Annotated in this window: 13 protein-coding genes; 3 read left to right on the forward strand and 10 right to left on the reverse strand. The window is 74.6% G+C overall.

Translation table 11 applies throughout. From position 1 onward, the window contains the following. A partial coding sequence (locus BI06_RS51295) for a tetratricopeptide repeat protein (protein WP_051742064.1) occupies window positions 1–1918 on the forward strand: 1918 nt, incomplete at its 5' end. Here BI06_RS51295 and BI06_RS49730 read toward each other — a convergent pair. Together BI06_RS49730 and BI06_RS29150 are read right to left on the reverse strand one after the other, a co-directional pair. Beyond that, the gene (locus BI06_RS49730; RefSeq protein ID WP_043472573.1) at window positions 1907–2392 is read right to left on the reverse strand and encodes a hypothetical protein; all 486 of its coding nucleotides are present in this window, start codon (window positions 2390–2392) and stop codon (window positions 1907–1909) included. The two genes, BI06_RS51295 and BI06_RS49730, sit on opposite strands and share 12 nt — an antisense overlap. 104 nt (window positions 2393–2496) lie before the next feature. Continuing rightward, window positions 2497–3033, reverse strand: coding sequence for a DinB family protein (locus tag BI06_RS29150; RefSeq protein ID WP_369826242.1), 537 nt, complete (start codon window positions 3031–3033; stop codon window positions 2497–2499). Window positions 3034–3309: 276 nt separating this feature from the next. On the opposite strand from BI06_RS29150, the gene BI06_RS29155 reads away from it, so the two are divergent. After that, window positions 3310–4119: a class I SAM-dependent methyltransferase gene (locus tag BI06_RS29155; protein ID WP_030396997.1), complete on the forward strand. Its 810-nt coding sequence runs from the start codon at window positions 3310–3312 to the stop codon at window positions 4117–4119. Between the two features lie 123 nt (window positions 4120–4242). Here the strand turns inward: BI06_RS29155 and BI06_RS29160 are convergent, their stop codons facing one another. From BI06_RS29160 to BI06_RS29170, 3 genes are all read right to left on the reverse strand, one after another. Continuing rightward, on the reverse strand, window positions 4243–6249 hold the full coding sequence (locus BI06_RS29160) for an FAD-dependent oxidoreductase (protein WP_051742067.1): 2007 nt from the start codon (window positions 6247–6249) through the stop codon (window positions 4243–4245). A 104-nt stretch (window positions 6250–6353) separates the two neighbouring features. Next, entirely contained in the window at window positions 6354–7124 is a 771-nt protein-coding gene (locus BI06_RS29165; protein ID WP_030396999.1) for an SDR family oxidoreductase, read from the reverse strand. Between the two features lie 302 nt (window positions 7125–7426). After that, window positions 7427–7867, reverse strand: a complete 441-nt coding sequence (locus BI06_RS29170) for a hypothetical protein (RefSeq protein ID WP_030397000.1) — start codon at window positions 7865–7867, stop codon at window positions 7427–7429. 318 nt (window positions 7868–8185) lie between these two features. On the opposite strand from BI06_RS29170, the gene BI06_RS29175 reads away from it, so the two are divergent. Beyond that, window positions 8186–9562, forward strand: a complete 1377-nt coding sequence (locus BI06_RS29175) for a condensation domain-containing protein (RefSeq protein WP_051742069.1) — start codon at window positions 8186–8188, stop codon at window positions 9560–9562. Between the two features lie 82 nt (window positions 9563–9644). On the opposite strand, the gene BI06_RS29180 is transcribed toward BI06_RS29175, so the two are convergent. The 5 genes from BI06_RS29180 to BI06_RS29200 form a co-directional block, all read right to left on the reverse strand. Continuing rightward, entirely contained in the window at window positions 9645–11183 is a 1539-nt protein-coding gene (locus BI06_RS29180; protein ID WP_043472579.1) for a M1 family metallopeptidase, read from the reverse strand. Between the two features lie 175 nt (window positions 11184–11358). Beyond that, the gene (locus BI06_RS29185) at window positions 11359–12231 is read right to left on the reverse strand and encodes a sulfurtransferase (RefSeq protein WP_043472582.1); all 873 of its coding nucleotides are present in this window, start codon (window positions 12229–12231) and stop codon (window positions 11359–11361) included. Between the two features lie 81 nt (window positions 12232–12312). Beyond that, complete coding sequence (locus BI06_RS29190; RefSeq protein WP_030397004.1) at window positions 12313–13389, reverse strand: class I SAM-dependent methyltransferase; 1077 nt, start codon at window positions 13387–13389, stop codon at window positions 12313–12315. Between the two features lie 99 nt (window positions 13390–13488). After that, window positions 13489–15147 (reverse strand): beta-N-acetylhexosaminidase, encoded by a 1659-nt coding sequence (locus BI06_RS29195; RefSeq protein WP_051742071.1) that lies wholly within the window; start codon window positions 15145–15147, stop codon window positions 13489–13491. Window positions 15148–15227: 80 nt separating this feature from the next. Beyond that, window positions 15228–15488, reverse strand: a 261-nt coding sequence (locus BI06_RS29200; RefSeq protein WP_051742073.1) for a hypothetical protein, incomplete at its 5' end; no start/stop codon positions are given.

Below are 15488 nucleotides of genomic sequence, written 5' to 3' on the forward strand. Positions count from 1 at the left end.
CGGCACCGGCAAGACCGCCACCGCCCTCCGCTGGGCGCACGACGCGGCCGCCGCCTACCCCGACGGACGGCTCCACGCCGACCTCAACGCCTTCGGTCCCGGACGCCCCGCCGACCCCGCCGCCGTCCTCGGCCGGTTCCTGCACGCCCTGGGCGTACCGGAGTCCGAACTGCCCGCGGACCGCCCGGCCCGCGCCGCGCTGTACCGCTCGCTCAGCCGCGACCGCCGCCTGCTGGTGGTCCTGGACGACGTCGCGGACGCCGGGGACCTCACCGACCTGCTGCCCGCCGGTCCCGGCTGCGCGACCGTGGTCACCAGCCGCAGCACCCTGGCGGACCTCGTGGTCACCGAGGGCGCCGCCCTGCTGCGCCTCGGCCCGCTGCCCGCCGAGGAGGCCGGGCACCTGCTGGAGCACCTGCTCGGCCGCCCCCGGGTGGCCGCCGAACCGGAGGCCGCCGCCCGGCTCGCCGAGCTCTGCGGACGGCTGCCGCTCGCCCTGCGGATCGTCGCCGCCCGGCTGGCCACCCACCCCGCCTGGGCGGTCGCCGACCTGCTGCCCGAACTCGACGACGAGCGGACCAGGCTGCACGCCCTGGACACCCGGGGCAGCAGCAGCCTGCGCGCCGCGCTGGACCGGACGCTGCGCCACCTGACAGGTACAGCGGCCCACCTGCTGGCCCTGCTCGCCGTCCACCCCGGCCGGGAGACCGACGTGCCCGCCGCGGCCGCGCTGCTCGGCGCCGGCCCGGACGAGGCCCGGGACGCGCTGGCCGCCCTGGCCGCGCACCACCTGCTCACCGAGATCGCGCCCGGCCGCTACCGCCGCTGCGACCTGGTCCGGCTCTACGGGGCCGAACTCCTCGACGAGCGGCACGCGTCCGAGCACGCCACCGCCACCGCCGCGCTGGCCGACCACTACCTGGCGACGGTGGCGCACGGCGCCGCCCTGCTCCAGCCCGCCCCGGGCGCCGCCGGTCCCACCGGCACCGGCCCCGGCGGCCCCGTCGGCCTCGGTGGCCCGCCGCCGAGGTCCGGCGGCCGCCGCGCCGCCCGGCCCCATCTGCCCACCGTCCGCTCGATCCTGGACTGGTTCCAGGCCGAGGAGCCCGCCGTCCGGGGCCTGGTCTCCGCCGCCTCCGAGAGCGGCGACCACGACCGCGCCTGGCGGCTCGCCTACCGCGCCGACGGCCTCTACTACAGCGTCGGGCGCCGCCCGGACCGGCTGGCCTGCCTGCGGACCGGACTCGACGCGGCCGGCCGCACCGGCGATCCGGCGGCGGTGGCCGCGATGGAGGCCGTCACGGCCCGCGCCCTGAGCGGCCGGGGCCGGACGGTGGAGGCGCACCGGCTGGCCCTCCGGGCGGTCGACCGCAGTTCCGGCACCGACGACGCGGTCCGGGTGCAGGCGCTCACCGTGCTGGCCGTGACCACGGCGGCCGGCGGCCGACCCGACGAGGCGGTCCGGCTCGGCGAGCGGGCGATCGCCCTCGCCGAGACGCACGGCCACGCCGAGCACGCACCCTACGCGCTCAGCAACACCGCCGGCCTGTACGGCCTGGCCGGCGATCCGGCCCAGGCGCTGCGCCGGGCCCGGGAGGCCAGGTCCCTGCTCGTCGAGCACCCGCTGGCCGTGTTCCACCTCTCCGCGATGATCAACGAGGCGCACGCCCTGCAACTGCTCGGCCGCCACGGCGACGCGGAGGAGGCCTGGCGGCAGACGGTGGAGCGCTGCCGGTTCGCCGGCGCCGTCCATCTGCACGCGGTGGCCGAACGCCACTTCGCCGACTTCCTGCTGGCGACCGGCCGCACCCCGGAGGCCGTCGGCACCCTGCGGGCGGCGCGTGGCCTGTACGGGCGGCTCGGCGACACCGCGGTCGTCAGCGAGCTGGACCGGCGGCTGGCGGTGTTAGCCGGCTGAGGCGCGTCCGGACTCCGGGTCCCCCACCCCGGACTCCCCCGTCGACTCCGCCTCCCCCCTCGGCCCGGCGGTCAGCTCGGCCGTCAGCATCGTGACGCCGTCCTCACCGAAGCGGTGCAGCAGCAGCGCCACCCACTCCACGGCCTCGGCCCGTTCCCGCGCCGTCCACGCTCCCGCCGACGGGTGCTCGTCCACCACCAGGGCCTCGGCGATCAGCCGCAGCCCCTCCGGCGCCGCCGGCGGCGGACCGTCCGGCTCCGAACCAGCCCCGGCCAACCGCCGGGCGGCCGCGACCACCACCGCCCCGGCGGCCGGGGGCACCGCCCATCCGCCGTCGGCAGGTTCCCCGCCGCCGGACCCGTCCTCGCCGGGCCGCTCCGCCGCGAGCCACCCCGCGACCAGCTCCCGGACTCCCGCCTCACCCACCGCTTCCGCCATGGCGGCCAGCTTGCCAGGACCGCGTCCCGAGGTCATCACTGTCACGGTGACGGATACGGCCCGCACCCCGCCGCGCGTTCACCGGGCTCCCCGACCGGCCCGGCGGGGCCACCCCGCTACGCCCCGACCCGGCGTCCGGCCTACGCGCCGACCTCCCCGTCGATCGCCTCCCGCAGGAAGTCCGCGTGCCCGTTGTGCCGCGCGTACTCGTGGATCAGGTGGAGCATCACCAGCCGCAGCGAGACCTCCGCCTGCCAGCGCGCCTGGTACCCGGTGACGTCCAGCGACTCCGCCTCGCGCTCGATCCGCCGGGCGTGCTCCACCTCCGCCTCCCAGGCCGCGAAGGCCTCGGCCCGGTCCGCGCCGTCCGCGTCGTAGGCGGCCTGGAAGTCGCCCTCGGCTGACCACACCAGCGGGATGTCCTGCGCGTCGATGACCCGCCGGAACCAGGTCCGCTCGACCTCCGCCATGTGGCGCACCAGCCCGAGCAGGGTCAGCGTGGACGGCGGGCTCGACCTCAGCCGCAGCTGCTCGTCCGTCAACCCGGCGCACTTCATCGCCAGGGTGGCCCGGTGGAAGTCCAGGAACGCCCGCAGCGTCTCGCGCTCGCCCCCGGTCAGCGGCGGGGCGGTCCGCCCGTCCCCCGCGCCGTCCCCCGCGCCCGTCCCCATCCCCATGGCACTCCCCGTTTCCGTCGGACCCGAACGATCGGCGCCCAGTCTCCCAGCCCGCTCCTCTTCCGCCCACCCATTTCCCACCCGTCCCTCCTGACCTGCTCCTCCCCTCCCGAAACCACTTCCTTCGGGTAGTTCCACCACCGGCCGGTTTGGGTACGTACTGCGGCGCGCGCCCGCGGGAGGCCCGGCCCACCGGCCCTTCCCCGCCCGCGCCGTCACCCCGGCCACCGCCTTCACCCGGCCGTCGCCACGACACACGAGGAGCTCGAGCGAGCCATGAACCAGGACCGCATCCCAGGACCGGTACGCCGGACCTACGGCGCCGACGACCTCTCACAGGCCGCCTCCTTCGCGGGCGGATTCATCAACTTCGGCGACTGGAGCGGCATTCGCACCACCGACCCGACGACCGAGGACCGCGTCCGCAGCCAGGAGAACCTCTACCGCCGGGTGCTGCGCGCCTTCCCCGGGCCCGCCGAGTCGCTGCGGCTCGGCGAGGTGGGCTGCGGACGCGGACTGGGCGCGGCGCTCGCGCTCTGCGAGTTCCGGTTCGCCGCCGTCACCGGGGTCGACATCCACCCCGACCAGATCGAGCGCGCCCGCGCCGTCAACGCCAAGGCGCTGGCGACCTTCCCGGACCGGCTCGGCTACACCCTGGGCTCCGCCGACGACCTGCCCTTCGCGGACGCCTCACTGGACGGCCTGTACTCGGTCGAGGCGGCCCAGCACTTCCGCGAGCTGACCGGTTTCGCCCACGAGGCGGCCCGGGTGCTGCGCCCAGGCGGGCGCCTGGTGGTGACCACCTTCTTCTCCGCCGAGGGGGCCGATGTGGTCGAGCGGCTGAGCATCCTGCTCGGCAGCTTCGCCAACGGGCTGGACGTCGCCCACCCGCTGGCCGGCTTCACGTCCGACCTCGGGGCGGCCGGCTTCGCCGAGGTCACCGCGGAGTCCATCGGCCCGGACGTCTGGCCCGGCCTCGACCGCTATCTCGAGGGCACCGTCCCGCCCGGCCACTGGACCCGCAACTTCCTCCCCGCCTGGCGGGACGGCCTGCTCGACTACTACCTGCTCACCGCGACCCGCTGACCCCGGCCCTCGCCGACCCCCCGCCGTCCAGCACCCGAGCGATCCCCGCACGCCGCGGGGATCGCCTGACCCGGTCGGGCCCGTGGGCCGGTCAGTCCCTGACCCGGTCGGCCAGTGGACCGGTCAGCCCGTGTGCACCAGCAGCGCGCTCCGGACGGCCGACTCCAGCGCGCCCTCGATCCAGGCCGGCTTGGTCGAGGTGTGGTCCCCCGCGAAGTGCAGCGGCCCCTCGGAGCCGGGGATGTCGGGGAACAGCTCGGTGTGCTGACCCGGCAGCAGCACCGAGGCCTCCCCGTAGGCGTAGTGGTCACGCATCCACGACTGCGTCCTGCCCTTCGTGGTGAAGAAGACCTCGCAGCGGCGGCCGAAGACGGCCTGCACCCCGGCCAGCGCCCGCAGGTAGCGCTCCTCGTCGGCGTAGGCGTCCCACTTCAGCGCGTCGTCCGCCCAGCTGTAGGAGGCCAGCACCACGCCGCCCTCGCTGCCCTTCACCGGGTGGTCGGGCTGGAAGTAGACGAACCGGTTGGCGTGGTCGGTCACCGCGCCGCCGCCGCGCACACGGGCGGCCTCCGGGTCGCCGCCGACCGGGCGGAAGGCCGCGAAGCACTCCCGCAGCTCGCCGGGCACGCTCACCCCGAGCGCCTTCACCGAACCGTGCGCCCCGAGGTACCGCCCGTCGGTGACCTTGCCCTGCTGGTACTTCCGGTAGAGGCCGGGCTCCACCGAGTCCAGCGCGGCCCGCCAGTCCTCCTCGGTGAACTCCCACCAGCGGCGGGAGAACTCCAGCAGCACCTTGGTCGCGGCGTCGTAGTGGAGTTCGGTGACCGCCCGCCGCTTGCCGTAGCCGAGCGGCGGGTCGAAGGTGACGTGCCGCAGCCCGGCGAAGGGCACGGTGACGATCGCCTCGTCCCCCTCGAAGACCTCGGCGACCCCTCCCCGGCCGGTCCCGCCGTCCTCGGAGACGGTGTGCACCCGGACCTTGCCGCCCTGCCGGTCGATCCGCACCGCGCGCCGGTCGAAGCGCACCTTCCCCTTCACCGCCGCGTACAGGGCGTCGACGAGCTTCGCCGTGCCGCCCTCGATCTCCCAGAACCTCGTCCTCGGGTCGATCAGAGCGGCGGACAGGAAGCTGTGCACGAAGGAGAGGTGCAGCCGCGAGGTCACGTTCTGGACGGTGCCGATCAGGTCGATCGTCCTGGTGTCGAGCCCGCCCTGCTCGGTGAGGTACCGGTACATCGACCAGTGCCCGTACCGCCGCAGCACGGTGACCCAGCCCTCCACCAGGGCCGTTCCCTCCTTGCCCCGGACCAGTGCCAGCGCGCTCTCCAGCGCCTCGGCGTAGATCACGGCGGCGGTCCGGCCGCGGTTGGGCCCGGTGACGCCGAAGGACCCGTTGACCGCCGAGGGGTCCCGCTCGTAGTCGGCCCGCCGGACGTGCAGCCCGTTGACATGGATCCAGGTGCGGTTGGTCCGCTGCGAGGGGTTCTGCGGGTCGACGTCCACCAGCAGGAACTCCTGCCGCGGCAGCCGGTACTTGTCGAGCAGCGCCATCACCAGCGGGTGGCTCTCGGGCAGCCGCATCGCCCCCGCCTCGGCGTAGAGCAGGGGGTCGGCGAAGGGCTGGGCGGCGTTCTCGTGGCCGCCCTTGCGGAAGGTCTTGATCCGGCCGCCGACGCGGTTGCCGTTGGCCTCGATCACGACGACGTCGTGCCCCGCCCGGTTGAGCAGGTCGGCGGCGAGCAGTCCGGCCGGTCCGGCCCCGACGACCAGCACCCGCTTGGTCCCCCGGGCGCGGCCCGGCGGCAGGCCGTTCCGGACGATCTCCAGATAGCCCGGGGCGAGCGGCCGGTCGAGCTCGTCGTGGACGGCGATGGCGCGGGCGACCATGGTGTACGCCCGCTCGTCGGTCCCGGGCGGCACGGCGGTCGGGGGCACTGCGGTCGGCGGGTCGGCCGCGGGCGGGACGGTCGGCGGGGCGGCGGGGGCGAGCGCGGCGGCGGGAACGGCGGCGGCGGTGAGACCGGCGGCGAGCACCGACGCGCCGGTCACCGCGACGACCGACCGCCGGGCCGGTCCGGGCACGACGCCGGGCGTGTCCGGGCGGGGAACGTCCAAGTCTTCAGTGGTCATGGCGCACCACTCTTGGCGCACGAACGGCCCGACGGAACCACAGTCACCCGGACGGGAGGTATCCACCACCCGATCGCGTGGCACCGCGCGCCCCGCCTTGACGCTCAGGCCTGCCGGGTCGGCAGGGCGACCAGGTGACGGAGGTTCACATGGCGCGGGCGGGTGACGGTGAAGGCGATCAGCTCGGCGATGTCCTGGGCGGTCAGCGCCGGCATCGCGTCGAACATCCCGTCGAGCTGCTCGCGCAGCACCGGGTTGTCGATGTGCCCGCCGAGTTCGGTGTCGGTGAGCCCGGGCTCGATCGCGGCGACCCGCACGTCCCGGGGGCCGAGTTCGGTGCGCAGCGCGGCGGACAGCTGGGTGAGCGCCGCCTTGGTGGCCCCGTAGACGGCGTAGTCGGGGAACAGCACGTGGGAGGCGATGGAGGAGACGTTGACCAGGTCGGCGGGGCGACCCTCGGCGGCGGCCGCGACGAGGTCGGCGGAGAAGGCGCGGACGATCCGCAGCGCGCCGGTCAGATTGGTGTCGATCATCCGGGTCCACTCGTCGATCCGCCCGTCCGCGAGCGGATTGGGCAGCATCACCCCGGCGTTGTTGACCACCAGGTCGACCGGGCCCCAGGTGTCGTGCACGGTCCGGACGGCGGCGTCGACCGAGGACTGGTCGGTGACGTCGGCGGTGACGGCGAGGGCCCGGCCGCCGGCGGCGGTGATCGCGGCGGCGAGGGCGTCCAGCCGCTCGGCCCGGCGGGCCAGCAGGGCGACCCGGGCCCCGTCGGCGGCGAGCAGCCGGGCGGTGGCCTCGCCCATGCCGCTGGCGGCTCCGGTGACGACGGCGGTGCGGGTGGCGAGCGAGGGGTACGTGGGGTGGTTCATGTTCTGCTCCGGTGCGGTTCGTTGGGCGCGGACGGCCTGACGGGACCACTCTGGTCGCACCGCCGCGCGCCACCCAGGGCCCTGTTCCACCCGGGTCCGGCGGACCCTGGGTCCGGCAGACCCTGGTTGCGCCGCCGCACGACTGCACCGCTGCACCGCTGTACCGCTGCACCGCCGCACCGCTGAGCCGCTGCGGCACCGCTGAGCCACTGCGGCACGAGGTGCCGGCGACCGGGGCCGGTCCCGCCGATTTCGCCGCGGCCCCGGAAGGATCCGCGGGACCGGCCCCGGTCAGTGCTTCGTCAGCAGGTGACCGGCACGGTGACGGTGGCGGTCGACGGCGGCCAGCCCCACTGGGTCACGTTGAACGTGGCCTGGACGCTGGAGCCGCACGGCGCGGTGCCGGAGACGTTGCCGACCGGGATACCGCCGCCGGGGATGAGCACGTAGGGCGAGTCGCTCCCGATCAGGGCGCCGCCGACGACGCTCGCGGTCAGGTTGAAGGACACCTTCTGCGGGTTCCAGGCGACGCTGGCGGGGGTCGCGTAACCGGAGAACACGACCTGGTCGCCGGTCACCGAGGCGCAGAGCCGCAGGTTGACGACGCCCGGGAACCCGTCGACGCAGTTCTTGGTGGGGCCGGTGGGGCCGCCGGTGGTCTGCGCGGAGGCCTGGGTGGCCCCGGTGACGGCCAGCGCGGAGAGCGCGGCGCCGGTGGCGAGGAGCGCGGCGAATCGCTTCATCTCGGTACTTCTCCTTCGGACGAACGGAGGGTGGGTTCGTTCGCGAGGCGGGCATCGCGGGTGACTGCACGTCCCGGGTGGTCGCACATCACCTCTGATTGCACGTCACATGTGCAATGTCACGCCTCACATGCGAGATGCTGCCACGCCGACCCCGGATGTACCGCCCGGTAGCCCGGGTTCCGAAGATCCTTACCGGATTTGACCTTCTTCTGGCGCGATTTCGCGGCCGTGCCGCAGACTCTCCGGGACGGCTCCCACCGCACCCGCCCGTACCACCACCCCGCATCCGCACCAGCGCATCGGAGAACCCCCACGGTGACCACGAGTCGACAACTGGAGATACCCTTCGCCGACGGCCGCTCCGGCAGCGGCCCCGCCACCTGGGGCCAGCGAGCCATCTGGGACGTCGTCAACCGCCTGGCCCCCGCCGACCGCCCCCGCTACAACATCGGCACCGCCACCCCGCTCGACCCCGGCCTGCCGCTCCCGGTGGTCCTGGCCGCCCTCGGGCACCTGCTGCACCTGCACGACTCCCTGCACACCCGGCTGCTCCCCGAGCCGGACGGCAGCGGACTGCGCCAGACCGTCGACCCGGCGGGCACCCTGCCCGTCCCGGTCCGGGACCTCCCCGCCGACACCGACCGGGCCGGGCTCGGCGCCGCCGGAGCCGCGCTGCACCGGGAACTGACGGACCGTGCCTTCGACTGCGGCACCGAGTGGCCGGTCCGGGTCGGCCTGGTCGTGGCCGACGGCCTGGTGCGGCACATCTCCCTGGTGCTCTCCCACACCGCCGTGGACGGCACCGGGATGGGCCTGCTGGTCCGCGACCTCACCGCCCTCGCCCTGGGCGCCGACCCGGCCGCGGTCCGGGCCGGCCGGACCACCCAGCAGCCCCTGGAGGAGGCCGGGTTCCAGACCTCGGAGCGCGGCCGCAAGCGCGACGCCAACGCCCGAGCGCACACCCTGCGCAAACTGCGCGCCGCCCCGGACCGGCTGTTCCCGCCCGCCCCGGCGGCCGATCCCGCCGCCCGGTTCCCGAACGCCGTCCTCAGCTCGCCCGCCCTGCTCCGCGCGGTCGACACGGTGGCCGCCGCGCACCGGGCCGGCTCCTCCGCCGTCCTGCTGGCCGCCACCGCCGCCATGACGGCCCGGCTGGCCGGCCGCCCGGACGCGGTGCTCCAGGTGGTGGTCAACAACCGCTTCCTGTCCGGCCTCACCGACGCGGTGAGCGTGATCGCCGGCGACGCCCTGCTGCACCTCCAGGACGCCGACGGCGAGTTCGGCGCGGCCGTGCGCCGCACCCACGCCGCGTCGATCGCCGCCTACCGGCACGCCTACTACGACCGCCGCCTGCTGGACGCCGAGATCGAGCGCCTCACCGCCGACCGGGTACCGCTCGCCGACCGCTCCTGCGTCTTCAACGACACCCGCGACCTGCTCCCCGGCGGCCTCACCGCCCCGGACCCGGCCGTCGCGGGCGCCGGGGCCGACGGGGCCACCACCCTGGACTGGCCGGTCGACTTCGACCCGCGTCCCGGGCTCACCTACGCCCTGGACGCGCAGCGCACCCCGACCGCCCTGCAGCTCGCCATGACGGCCGACCCCGCGCTGCTGCCCCGGCCCGCGATGGAGCGCTTCCTGCGCGGCATCGAGGAGCTGGTCCTCACCGAGGAGCGCGCGCTGCGCCCCTGAAGGACCGGAGGCCCGGTCGGCCGCCCATGTGGGCGGCCGACCGGGCCCCGGCAACTCCCGCTCGCACGCGGGCGAGGGAGCGTCAGCCCCGGTGCTCGTGCACCGCGTTGGTGTCCTGGATCTTCTGCCAGGACTTCGGCTGCGCCGGCGCCGCCGCCGACGCCCCCGGGGCGAGGCCCGCGACCCCGGGCGCCGCCGCGAGCGCCGAGCCGGCCGGAGCGCCGGCCGAACCCACCGCCGGCTTGCCGGCCGTGAACAGCCAGGTGTTGAACAGCGCGCCCAGCGGCTTGCCGGAGACCTTCTCCGCGTAGGCCTGGAACTGCGGGATGGTGGCGTTGCCGTACTTGCGCTCGGTCGGCCACCCCTTCAGGATCGCGAAGAACTTGTCGTCCCCGACCGTGTTGCGCAGCGCCTGGATGGCGATCGCGCCGCGGTCGTAGACGGCGCCGGCGAACTGGTGGTCCGGGCCCGGGTCCCCCGGCCGCACGGACCAGAACGCGTTGTCGGCCGCGTAGTTGTTGTAGACGTAGTCGGCCAGCTCCTGCGCCGTGCCCTCGTTCTCGTGCTCCGACCAGAGCCACTGCGCGTACCGGGCGAAGCCCTCGTTGAGCCAGATGTCGCTCCAGCGCTGCACCGAGACGCTGTCGCCGTACCACTGGTGGGCCAGCTCGTGCGCCACCACGGAGGTGTTGGCGCCGCGCGCGAACTGCGCGGGGCTGTAGAAGACCTGCCCCTGGGTCTCCAGCGCGTAGCCGGTCGGCACATTGGGCACGTAGCCGCCGACGGTCTCGAACGGGTACGGGCCGAACACCGTGCTGAGCCAGTCGGTCAGTTCGCCGGTCCGCTCGACGCTGGCCTGCGCGGCGCCGAGGTTGACGCCGAGGTCGGGGCTGTAGGCGGTGATGACCGGCAGCCCGCCCTCGGTGGTGTCCTTGCGGATGTCGAACTTCCCGATCGCCAGCGTGGCCAGATAGGTGGCCTGCGGCTTGGTCTGCCGGTAGTTGTAGCGGGTCCAGCCGGGCCGGGAGCTGGTGGTCTGGGTGCCGTTGCTGACCACCTGGGTGCCTTCCGGCACCAGCACCGAGACGTCGAAGGTGGCCTTGTCGGTCGGGTGGTCGTTGGCCGGGAACCACCAGGCGGCGCCCTCGGGCTCGTTGGCGGCCACCCCGCCGTCGGGGGTGCGCAGCCAGGCGGAGTACCCGCCGCGCTCGACCTCGCCCGGCTTGTCGGCGTAGCGGACTACCACGGTGAGCGGGCTGCCCTTGGCGACGGTGCGGGAGGGGGTGATCACCAGCTCCTGCTCGCCGCTGGTGGTGAACTTGGCGGCCCGGCCGTTGACCAGCACCTCCTTCACGCTGAGCACGAAGTCGAGGTTGAAGCGGGTGAGGTCCTGGGTGGCGGTGGCCAGGACGGTGGTGGTGCCCTCCAGCTCGTCGGTGGCGGGCTGGTATTTGAGCCGGATGTCGTAGTGCGAGACGTCGTAGCCGCCGTTGCCGGCGTTCGGGTAGTAGGGATCGCCGATGCCCGCCGCACCCGGGCCGGCCTGGGCGGCGGAGGCGGGGACGGACAGCAGCAGGGCGAGCGCGCCGGCAGCGGCAGAGACGATCAGCCTCTTGCGCACAGGGGTCCTCCACAGGATCACTGGGACAACGGGTCGGATCGATCCTTGTCCCAACGAACCCGGTCCTACGCCTGAACGATGAAATGTTCATGAGAAGAAACAGGCCGAAATGGCCGGGCGGCCGAACCGTGACACGACGTCACGGCCCGTCCACCGGCCGCCTGCTGCCACCCCGTCAGGCTCCCAGTGCCACCGGCGCCCGGACCAGCGAGCCGTACTCGGTCCACGACCCGTCGTAGTTCTTGACGTGCTCGAAGCCGAGCAGCTCGGTCAGCGCGAACCAGGTGTGCGCCGAACGCTCCCCGATCCGGCAGTAGGCGATCACCTCCTGCTCCGGCCCGATGCCCCGGCCGCCGTACAGCTCCCGCAGCTCCTCGGCCGGGCGGAACGTCCCGTCCTCCCTGGTCGCCTGCGACCAGGGGATGTTGACGGCGCCCGGGATGTGCCCGGGCACCTGGGCCTGCTCCTGCGGCAGGTGCGCCGGGGCCAGTGCCTCGCCCCGGAACTCGGCCGGCGAGCGGACGTCCACCAGTACCGCGTCCGAGCCGGGCTTGGCGAAGACCTCCGCCTTGGCCAGCACCTCGTCCCGCATCGCCCGCACCTCCGGGTGCTCGGGCCCGGTGATCCGGTACGGGCTGTGCTGGTGGTCCAGCACCTCCGCGGTCAGCTCCCGCCCCTCCAGCTCCCACTTCTTGCGCCCGCCGTCCAGCAGCCGCACCGGGCCGAAGCCGCGCAGCCGCAGCAGCCAGTAGGCGTAGGCGGCGAACCAGTTGTTGTTGCCGCCGTACAGCACGACGGTGGTGTCCTCCTCGACCCCGGCCGCGCGCAGCAGGTGCTCGACGCCCGCGCGGTCCACGTAGTCGCGCCCGACCGGGCTGTGCAGATCGGTGGCCCAGTTCCAGCCGATCGCGCCGGGCAGGTGGCCGCGCTCGTAGGCGCCGTTGTCCTCGTCCACCTCGACCACGCGGAGCGTGCCGTCGTCGAGGTGCCGGGCGAGCCACTCGGTGCCGACCAGTGCCTCGGGGTGTGCGTAGCCGTTGCCGGTCATCGACGCCCTCCTTCGCTCGGGCCTCGGAGCTTGTACCCGCCGGGCCTGTACCCGCCGGGCCTGTCCCCGCCGGGGCGGGCGCTACGCCGCGACGGCCAGCCGCGCCACGTAGTACTGGTTGAGCGGATCGCCCTCGATCCGCGACACGTCCACCGAGCCGAAGCCGGCCTCGGCGAGCATCCGGCGCGCGGTCTGCTCGCCCCAGACGGTGCCCAGCCCGGCGCCGCCCTCGCCGAGCGAGACCGTCATGCAGTAGAAGGTCGAGAAGGTGTACAGCGCCGGGGCGAGCGGATGGTCGATGTTCTCCTCCAGCAGGCTGCTGGCGGCGATGTCGCCCATCAGGAAGACGCCCTCGGGCCGCAGCACCCCGGCGACGGCCCGCAGGGTGCGGTCGGGGCGGGCCAGGTCGTGGACCACGTCGAAGGCGGTCACCAGGTCGTACCCGCCGGTCAGGTCGGCCGAGTCGGCGAGCACGAAGCGGGCGTTGTCCAGACCGTGCACGGCGGCCTCGGCCTTGGCCGCGCCGATGCCCTGCTCGGAGATGTCCACCCCGGTGAACCGGCTGGCCGGGAAGGCACTGGCCAGCACGTTCACGGCGTGGCCCTGCCCGGTGCCGATGTCGACCGCGTCGATCCCGGCCCGCAGCCGCTCGGCGAGCCCGGGCACCAGCGGCACCACGGCGTCCACCAGCGCCAGGTCGTAGCCGGCCGCGCTCTCCTCGGCCTGGAGCTCCTGGAAGCGCGGGTAGGCCGAGTACGGCAGGCCACCGCCGGTGCGGAACGCCTCGACGATCCGGTCCTCGACCTCGCCGAACAGGGCGAGGTACTGCATCATCCCGGCCAGGTTCTCCGGACCGCCGGCCCGGGTCAGCGAGGAGGCGTGCTCCGGCGGCAGCCGGTAGGTACGGTCCCGCGGCTCGTACTCGACGAAGCCGCCGACCACCATCGCGCCCAGCCACTCCCGGACGTAGCGCCCGTCCAGCCCGGCCGCACCGGCGACCTCCTCGACCGTCGAGGGCGGAAGGCCGGCCATGGTGTCGAAGAGGCCGGTCCGGTGGCCGACACTGGCCATGAATCCCAGGCAGGCGTCGTTGAGCACCTGCAAAACGCGACCCGCGAACTCCTCCTGCTCGACCGGGTCCGGTTCCCGTTCGGACATCGTTCCTCCTGCGCCGTGTCGGGACCTGCGCGAACCCCTCCCCCGGCCACGCTACGCCGTTCGTGCGCGATCCCCCATCCGCGGCGCAACCGACGGCCGCTACCGGGCGGGCCAGGGCACCTCGTGCCGGCGCTCGTAGGCGTAGCCGGCCGCCTCCCAGCGGGCGCCCTCCTCGGCGAGCCGGGCTTTGAAGCGCCCCCAGTCGTGGCTCGCCCGGGGCGACCAACCGAGTTCGGCGAGCGCGGGCAGCCGGGGCAGCAGCATCAGGTCGAGCTCGCCGGGGGTGTCCAGGGTCTCGGTCCACAGCGGCGCCTCGACGCCGACGACCGAGCCCGCCCGCAGCGGCAGCAGGGTGTCCGGGTCCCAGTCGTACGCGGTCCTGACGTCGACGGTTCCGGCCCAGACCAGGCCGAGCGGATAGGTCGCCTCGTACTTCATGTCCAGGTAGCTGCGGCCGGACGGCGACATGATCACCTCGGCGCCGCGTTCGGCGGCCTCCCGCAGTTCGGTGTCGCGCCCGGCCCGGCCGTCCCAGAACTGCAGCAGCCCGATCCCGCCCGGCGCGGTCTGGTTCCAGCCCACCGGGGTCTTCCCGGCCGCGCGCACCTGCTCGCCGACCCGCCGGACGAACTCCGCGTACTCGGCCGGGGCGACCCCCTTCACCTCGTCGCCGCCGAGGTGCAGATAGGGCCCCGGGGTGAGCCGGGCCAGCTCGGTGACCACGTCCCGGGTGAAGGAGAACACCGCGTCACCGGTCGGGCAGAGCGTGGAGAAGCCGACCTCGATCCCGGTGTACGGCCAGGGGCGGGCGCTGCCCGTGCAGTCCAGCTCGGGGTAGGCGGCGAGGGCCGCGTTGCTGTGGCCCGGCAGGTCGATCTCCGGGACGACGGTCAGGTAGCGCTCCTGCGCGTAGCGGACGATCTCCTGGTAGTCGGCCGCGGCGTAGAACCCGCCGGGGGTGCCGCCGACCTCGCTGGTCGCGCCCACCGCCGTCAGGGCGGGCCGGGCCGGTACCTCGATCCGCCAGCCCTGGTCGTCGGTCAGGTGCAGATGCAGGTGGTTGAGCTTGTACAGCGCGAGGCGGTCGATGAAGCCCTTGACCTCGGCCGGGGTGAAGAAGTGCCGGGCGACGTCGAGCATCGCGCCCCGGTAGGCGTAGCGCGGGCGGTCCTCGACGGTGACCGGGGCGAGCGTCCACTCCGTGCCGTCGGCGACCGGGGTCGGGCTCTCGATCCGCGGCGGCAGCAGCTGCCGGAGGGTCTGGGTTCCCCGGAACAGGCCCTCGGCGCTGCGGGCGGTGATCCGCACCCCGTCGGCGTCGGCGGTCAGCCGGTAGCCCTCGGTGCCGGTGGCCTCGGGGAGCGCGGGGTCGAGTGCCAGGGCGATGCCCTCGCCGGCAGCGGGTTCCACCACCGGGAGGGGCAGTCCGGTGGGGCGGCGAAGGGCTTCGGCGAGCCGCTCGGCGATCGCCCGCACCTCCCCGGCCTGTCGTTCCACCGCCTCCGCGCCGGGGGCGGTCCGGATCACGGTGCGGTCGGTGAGCCGGTAGCCGGCACCGGCGCCGGGGGTGACGGAGAGCGGCACCGGGACGATCCGGTCGGCGGTGCGCGGTCCGGCGGGGACGGGCCGGGCGGCGGTGCCGTCCCGGGAGCCGAGCACGCGCTGGAGGCCGAGACCGGCGGCGGTCAGGGCGAGGACGCAAAGGACGGTCAGAAGTACGCGGCTCCGGGCGGACAGCCCGGCGATCGGTCTCGGCACTGCGGCTCCCGGTGTCGGTTCACCGGAATGGTCTCAACCAATCGCCGAACTGTCCCGTAGTTGCGCCGAAATCGGCCGCCTCAGGAGAAGAGGACCGAGCGGAAGTGGAGCCGCCGGCCGGCCGAGGCGCCCGGGTCCAGCACCCGGTAGACGTCCCCGACGCAGCCGAAGTCCAGGAAGGCGACGGCGCTCCCGTTGGTGCGGTTGACGGGTGCGTAGGCAGCGTCCTGGTCGGTGGCTCCCTTGACGTCGACGCACTCCTCGGCCTTGGGGTCGACCAGTTCGCCGCGGTGTTCGGAGCCGTCGGCCCGGTAGGTGTAGCGGAACACGCCGTCGGCGGC

It is taken from the genome of Kitasatospora sp. MBT66 (assembly GCF_000710405.2).
Lineage (GTDB): Bacteria > Actinomycetota > Actinomycetes > Streptomycetales > Streptomycetaceae > Kitasatospora > Kitasatospora purpeofusca.